General features: G+C 39.9%; 18 protein-coding genes and 1 other annotated feature. All 18 genes read left to right on the top strand.

Going from position 1 to position 15,713, the window contains the following annotated elements:
* Positions 1–3: 3 nt before the first annotated feature.
* The 18 genes from mreC to GLW08_RS08445 all read left to right on the top strand — a co-directional run bounded on the left by mreC (position 4) and on the right by GLW08_RS08445 (position 15,471).
* Positions 4–906: a rod shape-determining protein MreC gene (mreC, locus tag GLW08_RS08360; RefSeq protein WP_160848139.1), complete on the top strand. Its 903-nt coding sequence runs from the start codon at positions 4–6 to the stop codon at positions 904–906.
* A complete protein-coding gene (gene mreD / locus GLW08_RS08365; protein WP_160848140.1) occupies positions 903–1,442 on the top strand; it encodes a rod shape-determining protein MreD in 540 nt (179 codons plus the stop codon). Before mreC ends, mreD begins: the two co-directional genes overlap by 4 nt.
* A gap of 182 nt (positions 1,443–1,624) precedes the next feature.
* Entirely contained in the window at positions 1,625–2,311 is a 687-nt protein-coding gene (gene minC / locus GLW08_RS08370; RefSeq protein WP_160848141.1) for a septum site-determining protein MinC, read from the top strand.
* A complete protein-coding gene (minD, locus tag GLW08_RS08375; protein ID WP_160848142.1) occupies positions 2,304–3,101 on the top strand; it encodes a septum site-determining protein MinD in 798 nt (265 codons plus the stop codon). Before minC ends, minD begins: the two co-directional genes overlap by 8 nt.
* Before the next feature lie 419 nt (positions 3,102–3,520).
* The gene (locus GLW08_RS08380; RefSeq protein ID WP_160848143.1) at positions 3,521–4,306 is read left to right on the top strand and encodes a M23 family metallopeptidase; all 786 of its coding nucleotides are present in this window, start codon (positions 3,521–3,523) and stop codon (positions 4,304–4,306) included.
* On the top strand, positions 4,293–5,162 hold the full coding sequence (locus GLW08_RS08385; RefSeq protein ID WP_160848144.1) for a M50 family metallopeptidase: 870 nt from the start codon (positions 4,293–4,295) through the stop codon (positions 5,160–5,162). The genes GLW08_RS08380 and GLW08_RS08385 overlap by 14 nt, the downstream gene beginning before the upstream one ends.
* Positions 5,163–5,176: 14 nt before the next feature.
* Positions 5,177–6,646, top strand: coding sequence for an Rne/Rng family ribonuclease (locus GLW08_RS08390; protein ID WP_160848145.1), 1,470 nt, complete (start codon positions 5,177–5,179; stop codon positions 6,644–6,646).
* A 38-nt stretch (positions 6,647–6,684) separates the two neighbouring features.
* Positions 6,685–6,755: a sequence feature (ribosomal protein L21 leader region), on the top strand.
* A gap of 12 nt (positions 6,756–6,767) precedes the next feature.
* Complete coding sequence (gene rplU / locus GLW08_RS08395) at positions 6,768–7,076, top strand: 50S ribosomal protein L21 (protein WP_036816629.1); 309 nt, start codon at positions 6,768–6,770, stop codon at positions 7,074–7,076.
* Between the two features lie 14 nt (positions 7,077–7,090).
* On the top strand, positions 7,091–7,423 hold the full coding sequence (locus GLW08_RS08400; RefSeq protein ID WP_160848146.1) for a ribosomal-processing cysteine protease Prp: 333 nt from the start codon (positions 7,091–7,093) through the stop codon (positions 7,421–7,423).
* A gap of 14 nt (positions 7,424–7,437) precedes the next feature.
* The gene (gene rpmA / locus GLW08_RS08405; protein WP_160848147.1) at positions 7,438–7,728 is read left to right on the top strand and encodes a 50S ribosomal protein L27; all 291 of its coding nucleotides are present in this window, start codon (positions 7,438–7,440) and stop codon (positions 7,726–7,728) included.
* Between the two features lie 418 nt (positions 7,729–8,146).
* Positions 8,147–8,680, top strand: a complete 534-nt coding sequence (locus tag GLW08_RS08410) for a Spo0B domain-containing protein (RefSeq protein ID WP_160848148.1) — start codon at positions 8,147–8,149, stop codon at positions 8,678–8,680.
* Between the two features lie 5 nt (positions 8,681–8,685).
* Positions 8,686–9,966 carry a GTPase ObgE gene (gene obgE / locus GLW08_RS08415; RefSeq protein WP_160848149.1) on the top strand — a complete coding sequence of 427 codons (1,281 nt, stop codon included), beginning with the start codon at positions 8,686–8,688 and terminating at the stop codon, positions 9,964–9,966.
* Between the two features lie 24 nt (positions 9,967–9,990).
* Complete coding sequence (locus tag GLW08_RS08420; RefSeq protein ID WP_036816638.1) at positions 9,991–10,440, top strand: ACT domain-containing protein; 450 nt, start codon at positions 9,991–9,993, stop codon at positions 10,438–10,440.
* A 15-nt stretch (positions 10,441–10,455) separates the two neighbouring features.
* Entirely contained in the window at positions 10,456–11,340 is an 885-nt protein-coding gene (gene pheA / locus GLW08_RS08425) for a prephenate dehydratase (RefSeq protein WP_160848151.1), read from the top strand.
* Between the two features lie 279 nt (positions 11,341–11,619).
* A complete protein-coding gene (gene safA, locus GLW08_RS22095; RefSeq protein ID WP_160848153.1) occupies positions 11,620–13,032 on the top strand; it encodes a SafA/ExsA family spore coat assembly protein in 1,413 nt (470 codons plus the stop codon).
* A 2-nt stretch (positions 13,033–13,034) separates the two neighbouring features.
* Positions 13,035–14,000 (top strand): phosphotransferase, encoded by a 966-nt coding sequence (locus GLW08_RS08435; protein ID WP_160848155.1) that lies wholly within the window; start codon positions 13,035–13,037, stop codon positions 13,998–14,000.
* Between the two features lie 50 nt (positions 14,001–14,050).
* Positions 14,051–14,791 carry an NAD(+) synthase gene (gene nadE / locus GLW08_RS08440; RefSeq protein ID WP_160848157.1) on the top strand — a complete coding sequence of 247 codons (741 nt, stop codon included), beginning with the start codon at positions 14,051–14,053 and terminating at the stop codon, positions 14,789–14,791.
* 83 nt (positions 14,792–14,874) lie between these two features.
* On the top strand, positions 14,875–15,471 hold the full coding sequence (locus GLW08_RS08445) for a YhcN/YlaJ family sporulation lipoprotein (protein WP_160848159.1): 597 nt from the start codon (positions 14,875–14,877) through the stop codon (positions 15,469–15,471).
* Positions 15,472–15,713 lie beyond the last annotated feature (242 nt).

Consider the following 15,713-nt stretch of genomic DNA (forward strand, 5'->3'; position numbering starts at 1 on the left):
ATTATGCCATCGTTTTTCAGGAACAAGCGTTTAATCCTTATCCTTATTAGCATCATTCTCTTGGTGGCATTAATTGGCTTTACGATGAGAGATCGTGATAACTTAACATGGCCAGAAGAGTTTTTACAGGATACGATTGGTGGGGTACAAACTGTTTTTCATACTCCGGTCCAATTTGTTACTGGAATCTATGATAATATAAAAGACATACGACAAACTTATGAACAAAATCAAATGTTAAAAGCTAGAGTATCCGAATTTAAGGACTTATTAATTGATGTGAAGCAATTAAAGAAGGATAACGAAGAACTACGAAAGTTACTTGATAAACAAGAGAATATGAGTGATTATGAAGAAATTCCAGCAACTGTTATCGCACGTAGTCCAGAACCTCGTTGGTTCAAGCAATTAACAATAAACAAGGGGAAAAGACATGGTGTGAAAGCCAATATGGCTGTTATTACTGGTGATGGATTAGTAGGGAAAATTCAGTCCACATCTGCGGTAACCTCTACTGTTCAGTTGTTAAGTGGCTTTGATCGCTCAAACGTCATCCATGGGGTTATTTTAGGCGGAGAAGATGACAAAGATCAATATGGTCTTATCGAGGCACCTGATGACAAACAGAAAGACGCTTTACTATTAAAGAAGATTCCTTATGAAGCAAAAATCGAAAAAGGTCAGACGGTTGTCAGCTCAGGCATGGGAGGCGTATTCCCTAAAGGTCTATTAATCGGAAAGATTGAGAAGGTTGTCATAGATGAATATGGCTTGACTCAGACAGCTTACGTAGAACCAGCAGCAGATTTATATGATATTAATCATGTATCCGTTGTAGATCGAGCAAGTTATTCACCATCATTAGACGAGCCGCCATCTACATCAAAGGAGGAAGATAGTGAATGAAGCGTTTACTCCTTCCTCTTACCCTGTTACTTTTTCTTGTATTAGAAGGAACTGCTATGGATTTCCTTCCAAAAGAATGGCTACTTGCAGATTATTATATTATTCCTCACTGGGTACTCGTTGTGTTAACCTACATAGCGATATTTTATGATTTCGATTCTACCTATTATTGTGTTTTATATGGAATTATTTTTGGACTTCTAATTGATTTAATCTATACAGATATGCTTGGTGTATATATGTTTACCTACGGATTAGTTATTTACATAACACATGGATTGAAAAAGTTGCTCCACTCGAATGTGTTTGTCACTTTACTCTTAACGATGATTGCAATTGTCACGGCAGATACAACTATTTATGTGTTATATTCCTTCATTCAGGCAACCGAGATGGTGTGGGAAAGCTATATATTAATGAGTTTACTGCCTACGTTAGCTGCAAATGTATTATTTGCACTGGTATTGTATCCATTATTGCCGGGGAAATTGCAAGAGTGGTCAGAATCTCAATTGAAGAGGTCGAATGCTATATGAGAGCATGCTGGAGTAGGGAAATATAATATTCCAATGGTATATGTGCTTGAAATCTAAAAGTGTAATCCTAGGCCTGGTATTCCGAGTTTTTTGGTAAGGAAATGTTCCTCGGCTTTGAATATTTCCTTTAAACAGGATTTCATGATGCTTTAGTCGAATATATTGTTTGAGGTGAAGCTTCCGTGAGTAACAAGAAGCAAATTGTAACCATAAAAGGAACAAAAGACGGACTGACGTTGCATATTGATGATGCTTGCTCCTTTGAAGAAGTATTAAAAGAATTAGATCATAAATTGTTGCGAAACTATGTGGATGAAGACCAGCCTATGATTACCGTAAGCATTCAATTAGGGAATCGGTACTTAAATGAAGACCAATTAGAACAACTTCGTGATGTCGTTCGTGCTCATAATAAACTCGTCATCCATTCGATTGAATCAGATGTTATTACAAAAGAAGAGGCGATAGAATGGATGAAAGATAGTGAAATTACATCTTTATTTAAAGTTGTAAGAAGTGGACAAGTGATCGATGTTCGTGGTGATGTACTACTCGTAGGCGATGTGAACCCGGGTGGTAAGATTGCTGCGACAGGTAATATTTATGTGATGGGTCACCTTAGAGGAATCGCCCATGCCGGTGTTAATGGCAATACGAATGCTATTATTGCTGCATCTTATATGAGGCCAAGTCAATTGCGAATTGCAAATTATATAAGTCGTTCTCCAGACTATGATACAGAAGGCGTTTATATGGAATGTGGCTACATCGATCTAAATCAAGAAAAGATTATTATTGATCGTTTACAACTGCTCAATCAGAAACGACCTGATTTAAGTGGGTTAGAAAGGAGAATGCTGAATGGGTGAATCGATTGTAATAACATCAGGAAAAGGTGGCGTTGGTAAAACGACCACAACAGCAAATGTAGGAACAGCATTAGCCTTAATGGGTAAGAAAGTGTGTTTAGTTGACACAGATATTGGCTTGCGGAACCTAGACGTAGTGATGGGATTGGAGAACCGAATCATCTACGATATTGTTGACGTCATTCAAGAACGTTGTAAGCTAAAGCAAGCATTAATAAAAGATAAACGATTTGAAGCGTTATCCTTGTTACCTGCTGCTCAAACCAGCGATAAATCTGATTTAACTCCAGAAGGCATGGTGAAGATTGTGCAGGAGTTAAAGCAAGACTTTGATTACATAATCATTGATTGTCCAGCAGGCATCGAGCAAGGCTATAAAAACGCTGTTGCTGGGGCTGATAAAGCGATTGTTGTAACAACTCCTGAGAAGTCTTCTGTAAGAGATGCAGACCGAATCATTGGTTTATTAGAGCAAGAAGAAATTGAATCTCCACGTTTAATCGTCAATCGAATTCGGAATCATATGGTTGAAAACGGGGATATGTTAGACGTAGATGAAATTGTAACGATTTTATCTATTGATTTATTAGGAATTGTCGCGGATGATGATCAGGTTATCAAAGCATCTAACCATGGAGAGCCGATTGCTTTTCAACCGAATACAAAAGCTTCATTAGCGTATCGTAATATTTCACGCCGTATCTTAGGCGAGTCTGTCCCACTTCTTTCTTTAGAAGAAGAAAAAGGGATGTTTGCAAAGGTGAAACGGTTCTTTGGTATTCGTTCCTAATAATAAAAGTGAAGTTCTGCTGGTTACCAGTAGAACTTTTTTTGTGTAGTGTACTATAAAATGTTGGCTTGTGTAACGTAATAAATATAGAGGCGACGTCCAGCTCCAGCGCCCAGCGTCTAGTATACTTCCCTCGCTTACGTACGATAAGTTAACATCGAATCACGCATGTTTTCGTGTTGCCTTTGTCTCCTACGAGGTTAGATGAAGTGCTGGAGTGATGGAGGTTCGATTAAAACCGCTGCACCGTGCAGCAACATCGAACTAACCTACGTCGTGTAGGCCGCAGCATATACGTCGCTAAACGGGCGCCCTGAGCTTTTGTTCCTGTGGTGAAGTTTTTCTTGGGTGAGTTTCATATCTTGTCCATTCTTCTCATAGACTTTTATAAAGTATGCAGAAAGAAATGAGGAGAGGCTATGAACAAAGATGCACGCGATATTCGGAAATCAATTGCTCAACGGAAGAAACAACGGGAATTAGGAGGAGATCGAAATCGATCAACTTCTGTTCCTATTTCTCACATCCAAGAGGAAGAAAAGCATGGATATTTACCTTTTTTCTCAGATGATGAAAAGCAGAGTGCAACCTCTCAGATCTTTTCCGCTTTTGTCTTTAAAGCAATCATAGCAGCGATATTATTTTTTTCCGTAGCCATTGTGTATCGAGTCGACAGCCAATTATTCGAGACTCCAAAACAATGGGTCAATCAGGCTATTACACAGGAATTCCAATTTGCTTCTGTGAATAAATGGTACCAAGAAAAATTTGGTGAACCATTCGCTTTTCTACCTCAAAACCCTACAAATAATGGGGGTAGTCAACCTGCAATGACGGAACAATTTGCTCTACCGGTGAACGGAACAATAAGTGAATCATTTCAAAAAAATGGTCAGGGTATCGTGATATCTACAGATGATGCAGCTCAAGTTCACGCATCAGACGGAGGAACCGTTGAGTTCGTAGGCAAAAAAGCAGAAACGGAAAATACCGTCATCATTCAGCATGCTGACGGAACTAAATCCTACTATGGTTTTTTGGAAAGTATGGATGTCACACAATATGAACAAGTTACTCATGGTCAAGTCATTGGAACAACTTCTTCAACTACGGAAGGACAGGGAAAACCATTCTACTTCGCTATTCAACAAGGGAATCAGTTCGTAGATCCGATTAAGGTGATTCAAGTTGATGAGCAACCTTAATGTATTCCGTCACTTCCATGTCCATCCGGTCTTATGGGTAATGGTAGGGGTTGGAATCTTAACCGGTTCCTTTTTACAGCTTTTATCTATTTTCTTAATCGTGTTAGCGCATGAATTGGGTCATTACGGAATGGCCCTTTTTTTTCGCTGGCGCATTCGAACAGTTATGCTATGGCCGTTTGGAGGTGTGATGGAAACGGATGAGCATCACACACGTCCATTTAAGGAAGAAGCTGCTGTTATTTTAGCGGGTCCATTTCAACATTTATGGATTTTTGGAGTTATTGCGATATTAGACGCTTCCTCTATTCTATCGAGTGGGTTAGTTGAGCTTCTATATACGTATAATGTAGTTATTTTGTTGTTTAATTTATTGCCGATTTGGCCATTGGATGGTGGTAAGATAATGTTCTTACTTCTTTCTCATCATTTTCCTTTTGTCAAAGCTCAAGTATACTCGCTGTATTGTTCTTTAGTTTTATTAGTTGTTACTTTTGGGCTCAGCTTATTCTTCTTCCCTTTTTCGTTAAGTACGATTATGTTAGGTTGTTTTCTATTATGGGAAAATCGTCTAGAATGGAAACAACGACAGTATGCCTTTCTGCGTTATTTATTAAGAAGATATGAGGAGAAGCGTCTCCCGGTAAATGCCATTCATTCCATACATGTTTCGGAAGACCTACCAATCAATCAAATTTTTAAACAGTTTAAGCGAGGGACGCATCATCAAATCTTTGTAAATTTTAAAAATAACAAGCGAGCGATTATCGATGAAGGAGAGTGTTTATACTACTATTTCACGCTAAAACAATCTTCCGCATCGGCAAAAGAACTTGCAGATTGGTGTGCAACATAAAGCGAGGCTAGAGCATGAAACGTATATACTTACAAACCATACCAACTGAAGAATGGGGAGTGGTGATGGAAGGGAATTCTATTGACCAGGTAGTTGTGGAACGGCCTGACGCCAAAAGCTTAGTAGGAAATTTATATAAAGCACGCATCGTTAATATTGAAACAAGTCTTCAGGCTGCCTTTGTAGATTTTGGGCAGTCTAAACTTGGTTTCTTGAAGAAAAATGAGTGCCCTGGCTCAAGAAGGGATCCCTCTTTACCAATTGAAAAATTAGTCCATGAGGGACAAGCCATTTGGGTACAAGTTACTAAGGATGCCTTTGATGAAAAAGGAGCTCAGCTTACTGCAAATATCACTCTTCCTGGGATGCATCTTGTTTATTTACCTTTTGGTAATTATCATGCTGTTTCGAAAAAGGTAGACGATGACAAGCGAAGTCGTCTAAAAGAATGGGCAAAAGCTAATACCACTGATCAGGAAGGGATTATTTTTCGCACAAGTTCCGCAGCTTTAGAGGGTCCTCAATTAATGGAGGAATTAAGGGCATTACAACAACAGTGGGCTATGCTACAAAATAAATATGATTCAAAGAAGCCGCCTGTTCTTGCGTGGGAAGATCGAGATATTCCACAACGATTACTTAGGCGCTATCCCGATCAAGCAGTGGAAGAAGTAGTTGTTGATGATACGAAGCTTGTAAAATTCATTCAGAAGCATTTTCCCCACCTGAAAGATAAATGTAGGTGGGCCAAGCAAATAGAAGAAGAGTTACCTGTAACGATACCGCAATTAACAGAAACGATAGCTCAACCTCTTGTGAAACTAGAAGGGGGAGCTGAAATAAGAATTGATCAGACCGAAGCAATGGTAGTAGTTGATGTAAACACAGCTAAGAATACCAAGCGAGCGGATAAGAGTCGCTCTGTTGTCGGAACGAACCTACAAGCTGCAAAAGAAATAGCTAACCAATTGAAACTTCGTAACTTATCAGGGATGATAATCATTGATTTTATTGGGATGAGAAATGAAAAAGATCAACAACAAGTGCTCGAAAAACTTAAGAAATCATTGCACGATGATCCATTTAGAACGGAAGTGTACGGTTTCACGAAACTAGGGCTAGTGGAAATGACAAGAAAGAGAGAAGGACGCTCCCTTCTTTCAACGTTGACAGAAAGGTGTGACTCTTGCAGTGGAAATGGCTACGTACTATCAGTCATCTCCTATGCCTATCAGTTAGAGCGAGAACTACTATCGTATCAAAAGTATGATCAAGAAGTTATAGTAATGGAGGTTCGATCGGATGTAGCTCAAGCCTTTCATCAGAAAATTGATGTAGCTCAATTGAAATCTACTCTTTACAAAGACCTCTACTTCCTGAATAATAGGATAAGTGATGTGCCATATCGAATTCGTTTCATAGGAGACGAAGATACACTGCGAGAAAGAGACTTTTATCAAGAAGGCTCTATTGACAGGTTGTAGTAAACATGGTAACATCAATACGTTATGTCTCGTAGCACCCGATGCTACAACCGCTCAAAACAGGTCTTAAAGCCATTGAGGCACCTGCATGGCGAGTCTGAGTAAACAAGGAGGTGCAAGTATGTACGCAATTATTGAAACTGGCGGTAAACAACTGAAAGTAGAAGAAGGCCAATCCATCTACGTTGAGAAGGTAGATGCGGCTGATGGTGAAAACGTAACGTTCGACAAGGTACTTGTAGTAGGTGGCGACGAAACAAAAGTAGGCGCTCCTTACGTTGATGGTGCAACTGTTACGGCTTCTGTTGATAAACAAGGTCGTCAACAAAAAATCACTGTTTTCAAATACAAGCCAAAGAAGAACTACAAGCGTAAACAAGGTCATCGTCAACCATATACAAAACTTACTGTTGATAAAATCAACGCGTAAGCTTTGGAAAATCGATGATACAAGTGCTTGTAACTCGTAACCCACAATCTCAAATTGTTGATTTTGAAATAAGTGGACATGCTGAAAGTGGCCCTTATGGCTATGATTTAGTATGTGCTGCTGTTTCAGCTGTCTCATTTGGGGCAGTAAATTCAGTAATGGAGCTTTGTGCATTTGAACCCATCATCGAGCAAGGTGGAGAGGGTGGGTATCTGAGAGTCGAACTCCCAGAAAACCTGTCACCTGCAACATTTGACAAAGCAAATGTGCTGCTTGAAGGGATGATGGTCTCGTTGAAAACCATTGAACATGATTATAGTGAATATATAAAAATTTCTGAACTATAAGGAGGTGCAGCCCAATGCTACGTCTTGACTTACAGTTTTTCGCCCAGAAAAAGGGTGTAGGTAGTACTAAGAACGGTCGTGACTCAATTTCTAAGCGTCTTGGAGCTAAACGCGCAGATGGTCAAATTGCTACAGCTGGTTCAATTCTTTACCGTCAACGCGGTACAAAAGTTTACCCAGGTGAGAACGTTGGAATCGGCGGAGATGACACACTTTTCTCTAAAATTGATGGTGTTGTTAAATTCGAACGCTACGGACGTAACCGTAAAAAGGTTAGCGTTTACCCAGTAGCACAAGAAGCGTAAACGTTACAAAACTCTAACCTTCGGGTTAGAGTTTTTTTATACACAAATTTATAAAAATTGTTTGCAGCTGAATAAATTAATATGTATGAGATGCCACGTCCAGCTCCAGCGCCCAGACTAGCAAACTTCCTGTACCTCCTTACGATAAGTCAACATCAGACGCTTGCGCTCTCCTTGTTTCCTTTCGGCCTATACGACGTAGGTTGGTTCGATGTTGCTGCGTGAGGCAGCGGTTTTAATCAAACTTCCTATTACGCATTTTTAGGACAGTTTTTACGTCGCTAAACGGGCGCTTGCGCCTTTGTTTATAAGCAATTCTAAAGAAGAGAGAGGTTGTCAGGTCATCCTCTCTTTTTTCATTCTTTCCGCTACTCTTGAAGTCTGCTATACTTTTACTATTATGGATAAAGGAGCGGGAATGATGAAAGTAGATGAGGTAGCCAATCTTTTAAGGCATTACCGACATGACTGGATGAATCAACTTCAATTAGTCCATGGGTATGCTTCAATGGATAAGATGGAAAAGGTGAAAGAAAAGCTTCAGGAGATTATTGATTTCTCACGTGAGGAATCGAAACTCATGAATTTAAAAGCTCCTCATTTTGCTGTTTGGATGGTTCAGTTTAATGCAGAGTATAACCAGTTACGTATGTCTTTTCAAATAGATACACAAGCTGATTTCTCTGCTTTTGATCAGAGTCTTGTTCAAACATGTTTAGCAATCATTCAACATCTCGAAGAGTTCACGAACCCGTTACAGCTTTATGAATGTATGATATTTATCTGGGGGGAAGAGCATCCTCAGTTACGAATGCACATTGATGGTCAAGTTTCTAATGACGAACAGTTTATGAGCCGAATAGATAAACTCCAATATGTGAAAAATTTAAATAGGCATGAAGAGGAACAACACACAAGTTATGAGATTTATTTAGATATGAAGGAGAGGTGAAGGTCATGTTTGTCGATGCAGTACGGATATATGTAAAAGCTGGTGATGGCGGTGATGGTATTGTCGCTTTTCGCCGTGAAAAGTATGTACCAAAAGGTGGACCTGCTGGTGGTGATGGTGGAAATGGTGGTAACATCGTTTTCGAAGTTGATGAAGGTTTAAATACATTAATGGACTTCAGATACCAGCGTCATTTCAAGGCCAAACGTGGTGAAAATGGAATGGGGAAAGGTGCACATGGTAAAAACTCAGATCCATACGTTATTCCTGTACCACCTGGAACAACTGTAAAAGATGATGATACCGGAGAAGTTATTGCGGACCTTATCGAGCATAAACAAAGAGCCGTTATCGCCAAAGCTGGCCGTGGTGGCCGTGGTAATCTAAGATTCGCTGGTCCGAGAGATCCTGCTCCAGAGTTAGCGGAAAAAGGAGAGCCAGGGCAAGAACGGAATATTTCCCTTGAGTTGAAACTAATGGCAGATGTTGGGCTTGTTGGGTATCCAAGTGTAGGAAAATCCACCTTACTTTCTGTTGTAAGTGCTGCGAAGCCCAAGGTAGCTGACTATCATTTTACAACTCTTTCACCAAACTTAGGAGTGGTAGAGACGCAGGACCATAGGAGCTTCGTAATGGCTGATTTACCTGGATTAATTGAAGGGGCTCATGAAGGTGTGGGATTAGGTTATCAATTCTTACGACACATCGAGCGGACTCGAGTCATTGTGCATGTTGTTGATATGGCAAGTATGGAAGGAAGAGATCCGTACGAAGATTTCACTACAATCAATCAAGAACTACAACAATATGATGAACGTTTAATGAAACGTCCACAACTTATTGTGGCGACGAAAATGGACATGCCAGAAGCTCAAGAGAAACTAGATGAGTTTAAAGCACAGTTAACAACAGATGTTCCTGTATATCCTGTATCTTCTATTACACGTGATGGGGTAAATGAAGTATTGTTTGCTATTGCCGATCTTCTTGAGACGATTCCAAAAGAAGAAACACCTATTGAAGAAAAAGACGAACGCGTTGTGTACAAATACAAAGAAGAAGAACAAGCGTTTACGATTACGCGAGAATCTGATGGAGCCTTTGTTCTAAAAGGTGATAAAATTGAAAAGTTATTCAAGATGACGGACTTCTCTCGTGATGAAACAATAAATCGATTCTCTCGCCAGCTACGTGGTATGGGCGTAGATGATGCTCTTAGAGAACGTGGCGCAAAAGATGGCGACACCATTCGTCTATTGGATTACGAATTTGAATTTGTCGAATAGACTATTCAATAAGGAGGATCAGCAATGGTCCAAAGAGATGAGCAATTTTATTTAGTAAGACACGATGTATTACCAGAGTCTATGCAAAAAACGTTGGAAGCCAAAGCTTTACTTGAGAGAGGGAAGGTAGATTCTGTTCATGAAGCTGTGCAAAAAGTGGATTTAAGCAGAAGTGCATTTTACAAATATCGTGATGCCGTATTCCCTTTCCAAGCTATGGTGAAGGAAAGAATGATTACGCTATTTTTTCATCTGGAAGATCGATCTGGAACCCTTTCTCATTTACTTGCGATGGTTGCGAAGTCTGGTTGTAATGTGTTAACCATACACCAGACGATTCCATTGCAAGGAAAGGCGAACGTAACGCTTTCTTTAAATACGTCAGGTATGACTCAATCCATTGAACAAATGATTCAAGACTTTAAACGACTTGATTTTATCGATCGAGTTGAAATTTTGAGTAGTGGAGCTTAGTAGGGGGAAAAGAAATTGTCAACTGTAGGCTATCTAGGACCAAAAGGAACCTTTACCAATGTTGCTGTGGATGCCATATTTGATTCCGTAGACACAAAAGGATATCGCACGATACCGGAGTGTTTAGATGCTGTAAATAATGGTGAGGTAGCGTTAGCTGTTGTCCCGATGGAGAATGCAATTGAAGGGACGGTTCATCTTACTGTTGATTATTTAATTCATCAAGTAGAAGTGCCAATCATTGCGGAAGTGGTGATTCCAATTGAACAGCATTTACTCGTACGCCCAGATTTTACCGGAGACTTAAAAGATATTGAAATCATCCACTCTCATACACAAGCAATTGCCCAGTGCCACCAATTTATTCATAAGGAAATGAATAATGCAGAGATAGAATACACTTCATCCACCGGTGAAGCTGCTTCGATTGTGCAACAGAAAAAAGGTGCACACGCTGCAATAGGAAATATCCTGTCAGCCCAAGAATATGGTCTGAAGGTGTTAAACACATCGATTCACGATTATGAAAACAATCATACTCGCTTCGCAGTCTTGCAAAAAAACCAAAAACCAATCCAGATGAAGGAATTAACAGCCAACACATACAAAACGACCATTATGGTTACGTTGCCTAGTGACTATTCTGGTGCCCTTCATCAAGTATTATCAGCTTTCGCATGGAGAAAAATGAACTTATCCAAGATTGAATCAAGGCCAATGAAAACAGGGCTAGGGAATTACTTCTTTATTATTGATGTTAATCAGCCTTATGACGCTGTATTGTTCCCAGCAGTTCAAGCAGAACTAGCTGCATTAGGATGTCAGATTAAAGTGCTTGGTACGTATCCTTGCTTTCATGTAGATGCTCCAAGCTTATCTACAGAAAAAACAGCAGATTAGAGAAGAAGTTAGTATTTCCAGTGGATGGTATGATTAACAGCATATCAAATAAATTGAACCCCAAGCGTCTAGGATTTCCCTAGGCGCTTTTTCTATTTTTACTCAAATTATCTCGAATCCAACTCTATGTCTCTTGCGATGTAGTACTGTTTTTTTTATTGGAAAAAAATTTAGGCTTTTTCATCAACCTTTTTAAGGTTGTCGCATATGTTGTAATGAGTTTATCTGTTATTTACTAATTGCCATGATTCAAATAACAGAAAGAAGGGAGTAACAGCGGTGAAAATACATGTTGTTCAAAAAGGAGATACACTGTGGAAAATCGCTAAGAAATATGGTGTTAATTTTGAAGAAGTAAAGGCGATGAATACTCAGTTAAGTAATCCAGATATGATTATGCCGGGTATGAAGATAAAAGTGCCTTCCAATTCAAAGCCTGTGAAGAAGGAACAACCGATGTCTAAGTATCCATCAGAACACCCTTATAAAGATGAATCACCGAAACCTATTCCTGTCATTCAAGAGGAAAAAAAGCCTAAGGAGATGCCTAAAAAGGAAATGCCTAAAAAAGAAATGCCTAAAAAAGAAATGCCAAAACCAAAAGAAATGCCTAAGAAAGAAATGCCAAAACCCAAGGAAATGCCTGTAAAGCCTGCCGTTCAGGAAAAGCCCATGATGCCAATGCAGCAACCGCCTATTAATATGCCGATCCAAATGCAATTCCCAACAATGGAACAAGAAATGCAAAATTATTATACAACTGTCAATATACCTCAAATGCCTCAATATCAGGCGCCAAAAAAGGAAAAGAAAAAGGATGTAAAACCAGCAAAAACAAAAGAAGTCAAGTCGGAACCACAACAACCACAACAACCACAACAACCACAACAACAACAGATGTATTATCCAATGATGTATATGCACTGCCCGCCAGGGTATTATCCGTGTCAAGTTCATCCTTGTATGACCGTGCCACATATCCCAATGCAATATAGTTACGAATGGATGCCTCAGCAAGTAAGCCCAGCTATGCAAGGTGGTATGGATGATTATATGATGGAATCGTCAGATATGGATATGCCGCAAATGCCGCAAATGCCGCAAATGCCAGGTCAATATGGTGGGGATGATTGCGGCTGTGATGATGGTTATAGTAGTTCTTATGGAGATATGCAACAGGGTGGTTATGGAATGCCAATGCAAGGCTATGGCATGCCTCAAGGCTATGGCATGCCGCAACAAGGCGGAATGCCACAACAGGGCGGAATGCCGCAACAAGGCGGAATGCCACAACAGGGCGGAATGCCGCAACAAGGCGGAATGCCACAACAGGGCGGAATGCCACAACAAGGCGGAATGCCGCAACAGGGTGGAATGCCGCAACAAGGCGGAATGCCACAACAGGGCGGAATGCCACAACAAGGCGGAATGCCGCAACAGGGTGGAATGCCACAACAGGGCGGAATGCCGCAACAGGGTGGAATGCCACAACAAGGCGGAATGCCGCAACAGGGTGGAATGCCACAACAAGGCGGAATGCCGCAACAGGGTGGAATGCCACAACAAGGTGGGATGTTCCAACCAGGTTCAGGTATGATGTCGGGAGAAGATTATCCAATGCCATTTATGGGTCCAGGTGGGACTCAGCCTTTCGGATCGTTTGAAATGCCACGCTTTGATGATGAGGAATAATTATGGATTATACTCAATTAGGAAAGGGGAATGTCTATCAGGACTTTCCCTTTTCTTTTTTTAAAGAAAAAGGAAGCCTCGACATCCACCAAATAGAATGGATAACCCCGCACGTTTGTAAAATTTTCACACATCAAGGGAACTATGTTACAAAGCGTTATCCTTCCATGCAAGTGGTTCGTCAGCAATGGGAATTTTTTAACTCTGTTTCCTATGCTGGAATCATTCCTTTTGTTCCATTTCCAAGTGGCAGGTTTACAGTGTATGATGGTATTCGGTACATATGGACCTTATCTCCATGGCAAGATGGCACTACCCTTACTTTTGAGAATAAAAAGGATAGGCATGATGCTCAAAAAGCTTTAATATTATTCCATACTCATGCACGTGGCATCCAAATTAATTCGGTACAGCAGCGCTCGCCATTATATGTAAAATGGCAAAAAAGGTATCATCAATTTGCATTAAATGAGCATATTTTTGCTATGCATAACGAAATACAACTGTTCAGAGAGATATGCTTATTTAGCACTGAAGCATTACAGCAGTTTAAATCTATGGACTGGGACGCTATTATTAAATTAAGTAATGATGTGTGGGAGTGGAATCATGGTGATGTTGCGTCGCATAATTTTCTAAGAACCACAGATAATCATATTAAGTTGATTGATTTTGATTTATTAACACTAGGCCCACAATGCTATGATCGGATACAACTCGCTCATCGATTTATATCTAAAGGAATTAGTGTCGATGAATTTATTCTTTTAGACTTGTTTCGTGATCATCTTACAGAGGAATCTTTCTATAAAGGTGTGGTGTTCCCGAGTTGGATTCTTAGAGAATGGAATGTCCTTTTGCAAAAAAACCCTTCGAACGAGCAGATTTTTCATTGGCTGGAAAAAGTTCAAAACTGGTGGCACCTTCACCAAACATTTGTAGCACAACTTACGAATGTGCTAACATGAAATGGGAAGAAACTTAACATAACTATGATTGGAAAGGAAGACGTACATTTATGCAGGATAAAGTAAACAAATTAGTAGAATGGTTGCAACAACAAGTGCAAGATGCAGGTTTAGATGGATTGTTAGTTGGAGTAAGTGGTGGTGTTGACTCAGCTGTTGTAGCTCATTTGATTAAGAAAGCTTTTCCAGAAAACTCATTAGCAGTTATTTTACCATGTAAAAGTAATCCTGGAGATCAGGATGCTGCTCAAAAAGTAATCGAAAGCTGTGGAATTGATTCTGTAACGGTGGATTTAACGGATACACATAATGTTTTATTTTCAACGGTTAAAGCTCAGTTACAGAATAAAAATGAGTACAATGAAAATCAAGAGCGATTAGCTGATGCCAACTTACGTGCGAGACTTCGTATGAGTACACTTTATACACTGGGAACAAATTATAAATACCTAGTAGTTGGAACGGATAATGCCCCTGAATGGTACACTGGATATTTCACTAAATATGGTGATGGTGGAGTGGACCTTGTTCCTTTACTTCATTTAACAAAAGGGGAAGTACGTGAATTAGCTCGTACATTAGGAGTGCCTTCTGAGATTGTAGAGAAAGCCCCGAGTGCTGGCTTATGGGAAGGGCAGACAGATGAAAAAGAATTAGGTGTTTCATACGATACCATTGATAAGCATCTAAAAGGGGAAGAAATACCTGAGGAAGATGAGAAAGTCATTGAAAATCTTCATAAAAAGACAGAACATAAGCGTGATATTGCAGCTGCGCCTCCTAAGTTTTAAGCGAAAGAAAAAATTACCTAAAAGTAACTCGGTTATTCGAAACCTCTCTCATCCATGCTAAGAAGGAAAGAGAGGTTTTTAATATGATAAACAAAATGGTGTTGTTATCTTTGATAGTCACTGGGATATTAGTAGGTTGTGCAGGGCAAGAGGAATCTGAATCCATTATTGAACCTGAGCTAGAACCTGAATCTCTCTCCATCGATAGAGATCGCATGAACAAAGAAGCGATTGACAATGATGGGAAAGATCAGCCTAGTGAAAAGCATCAAGAGTACATTGATCGATCTGTGCCTCAAAATGAATACCCTAAAAAGAACACGCCAATTAGTGATCCTGATGCAATGTCTACCAATAATAAGGAATACGATAAGCAATCAAGAGAAATTGGTAAAAGGTTAAGTGAGTCTAGATATGTGAAAACCGCGCAAGTAGTTGTAACTAATGAAAAGGTAGTTGTAGCTATAGAAGAACCGGACCGAACAACCTATACACGAGTAAATGTTGCCGAAAAGGTAAGGGAAATATTGAAAGAAATGCCTGAAACGAATGGTAAAGAAATCGTGGTGTACACAGATGAACGCTATTGGGATCGCATGAAGGATTTAAAAAGTCGATTGCATCAAGACGAAGAGATGCCAAATGGCGTAGATCAATTTAGAGAGCAAACGTATCGATGAGGAGTGCTTAAGTAGCGCTCCTGTTTTTTTGTGTTAACCAATGAGGTAAATGGGGCATTGTTTTTACTCCATATGAGGTATATTGAAGACTTGAAATCGAGATAGTTTTGAAGAGAGAAAAGTTTCCGTTACATGATTTCAGAGAAAAGTTGAGCCTGGAAATCACTTACTTTCCTGCGGCCCTACACGATGTAGGGTCTTTCGGCGTTGTCACACGTTCTGGAGCGACTTTTACTGCTTTC

Source organism: Pontibacillus yanchengensis, assembly GCF_009856295.1.
Classification (GTDB): domain Bacteria; phylum Bacillota; class Bacilli; order Bacillales; family BH030062; genus Pontibacillus; species Pontibacillus yanchengensis_A.

Coding starts and splice junctions, on each gene's coding strand:
- mreD (WP_160848140.1), top strand. CDS start 903: ATGAAGCGTTTACTCCTTCCTCTTACCCTGTTACTTTTTCTTGTATTA.
- mreC (WP_160848139.1), top strand. CDS start 4: ATGCCATCGTTTTTCAGGAACAAGCGTTTAATCCTTATCCTTATTAGC.
- GLW08_RS08400 (WP_160848146.1), top strand. CDS start 7,091: ATGATACAAGTGCTTGTAACTCGTAACCCACAATCTCAAATTGTTGAT.
- GLW08_RS08420 (WP_036816638.1), top strand. CDS start 9,991: ATGGTCCAAAGAGATGAGCAATTTTATTTAGTAAGACACGATGTATTA.
- GLW08_RS08390 (WP_160848145.1), top strand. CDS start 5,177: ATGAAACGTATATACTTACAAACCATACCAACTGAAGAATGGGGAGTG.
- rplU (WP_036816629.1), top strand. CDS start 6,768: ATGTACGCAATTATTGAAACTGGCGGTAAACAACTGAAAGTAGAAGAA.
- GLW08_RS08380 (WP_160848143.1), top strand. CDS start 3,521: ATGAACAAAGATGCACGCGATATTCGGAAATCAATTGCTCAACGGAAG.
- GLW08_RS08410 (WP_160848148.1), top strand. CDS start 8,147: ATGATGAAAGTAGATGAGGTAGCCAATCTTTTAAGGCATTACCGACAT.
- minD (WP_160848142.1), top strand. CDS start 2,304: ATGGGTGAATCGATTGTAATAACATCAGGAAAAGGTGGCGTTGGTAAA.
- GLW08_RS08435 (WP_160848155.1), top strand. CDS start 13,035: ATGGATTATACTCAATTAGGAAAGGGGAATGTCTATCAGGACTTTCCC.
- GLW08_RS08445 (WP_160848159.1), top strand. CDS start 14,875: ATGATAAACAAAATGGTGTTGTTATCTTTGATAGTCACTGGGATATTA.
- rpmA (WP_160848147.1), top strand. CDS start 7,438: ATGCTACGTCTTGACTTACAGTTTTTCGCCCAGAAAAAGGGTGTAGGT.
- nadE (WP_160848157.1), top strand. CDS start 14,051: ATGCAGGATAAAGTAAACAAATTAGTAGAATGGTTGCAACAACAAGTG.
- GLW08_RS08385 (WP_160848144.1), top strand. CDS start 4,293: ATGAGCAACCTTAATGTATTCCGTCACTTCCATGTCCATCCGGTCTTA.
- obgE (WP_160848149.1), top strand. CDS start 8,686: ATGTTTGTCGATGCAGTACGGATATATGTAAAAGCTGGTGATGGCGGT.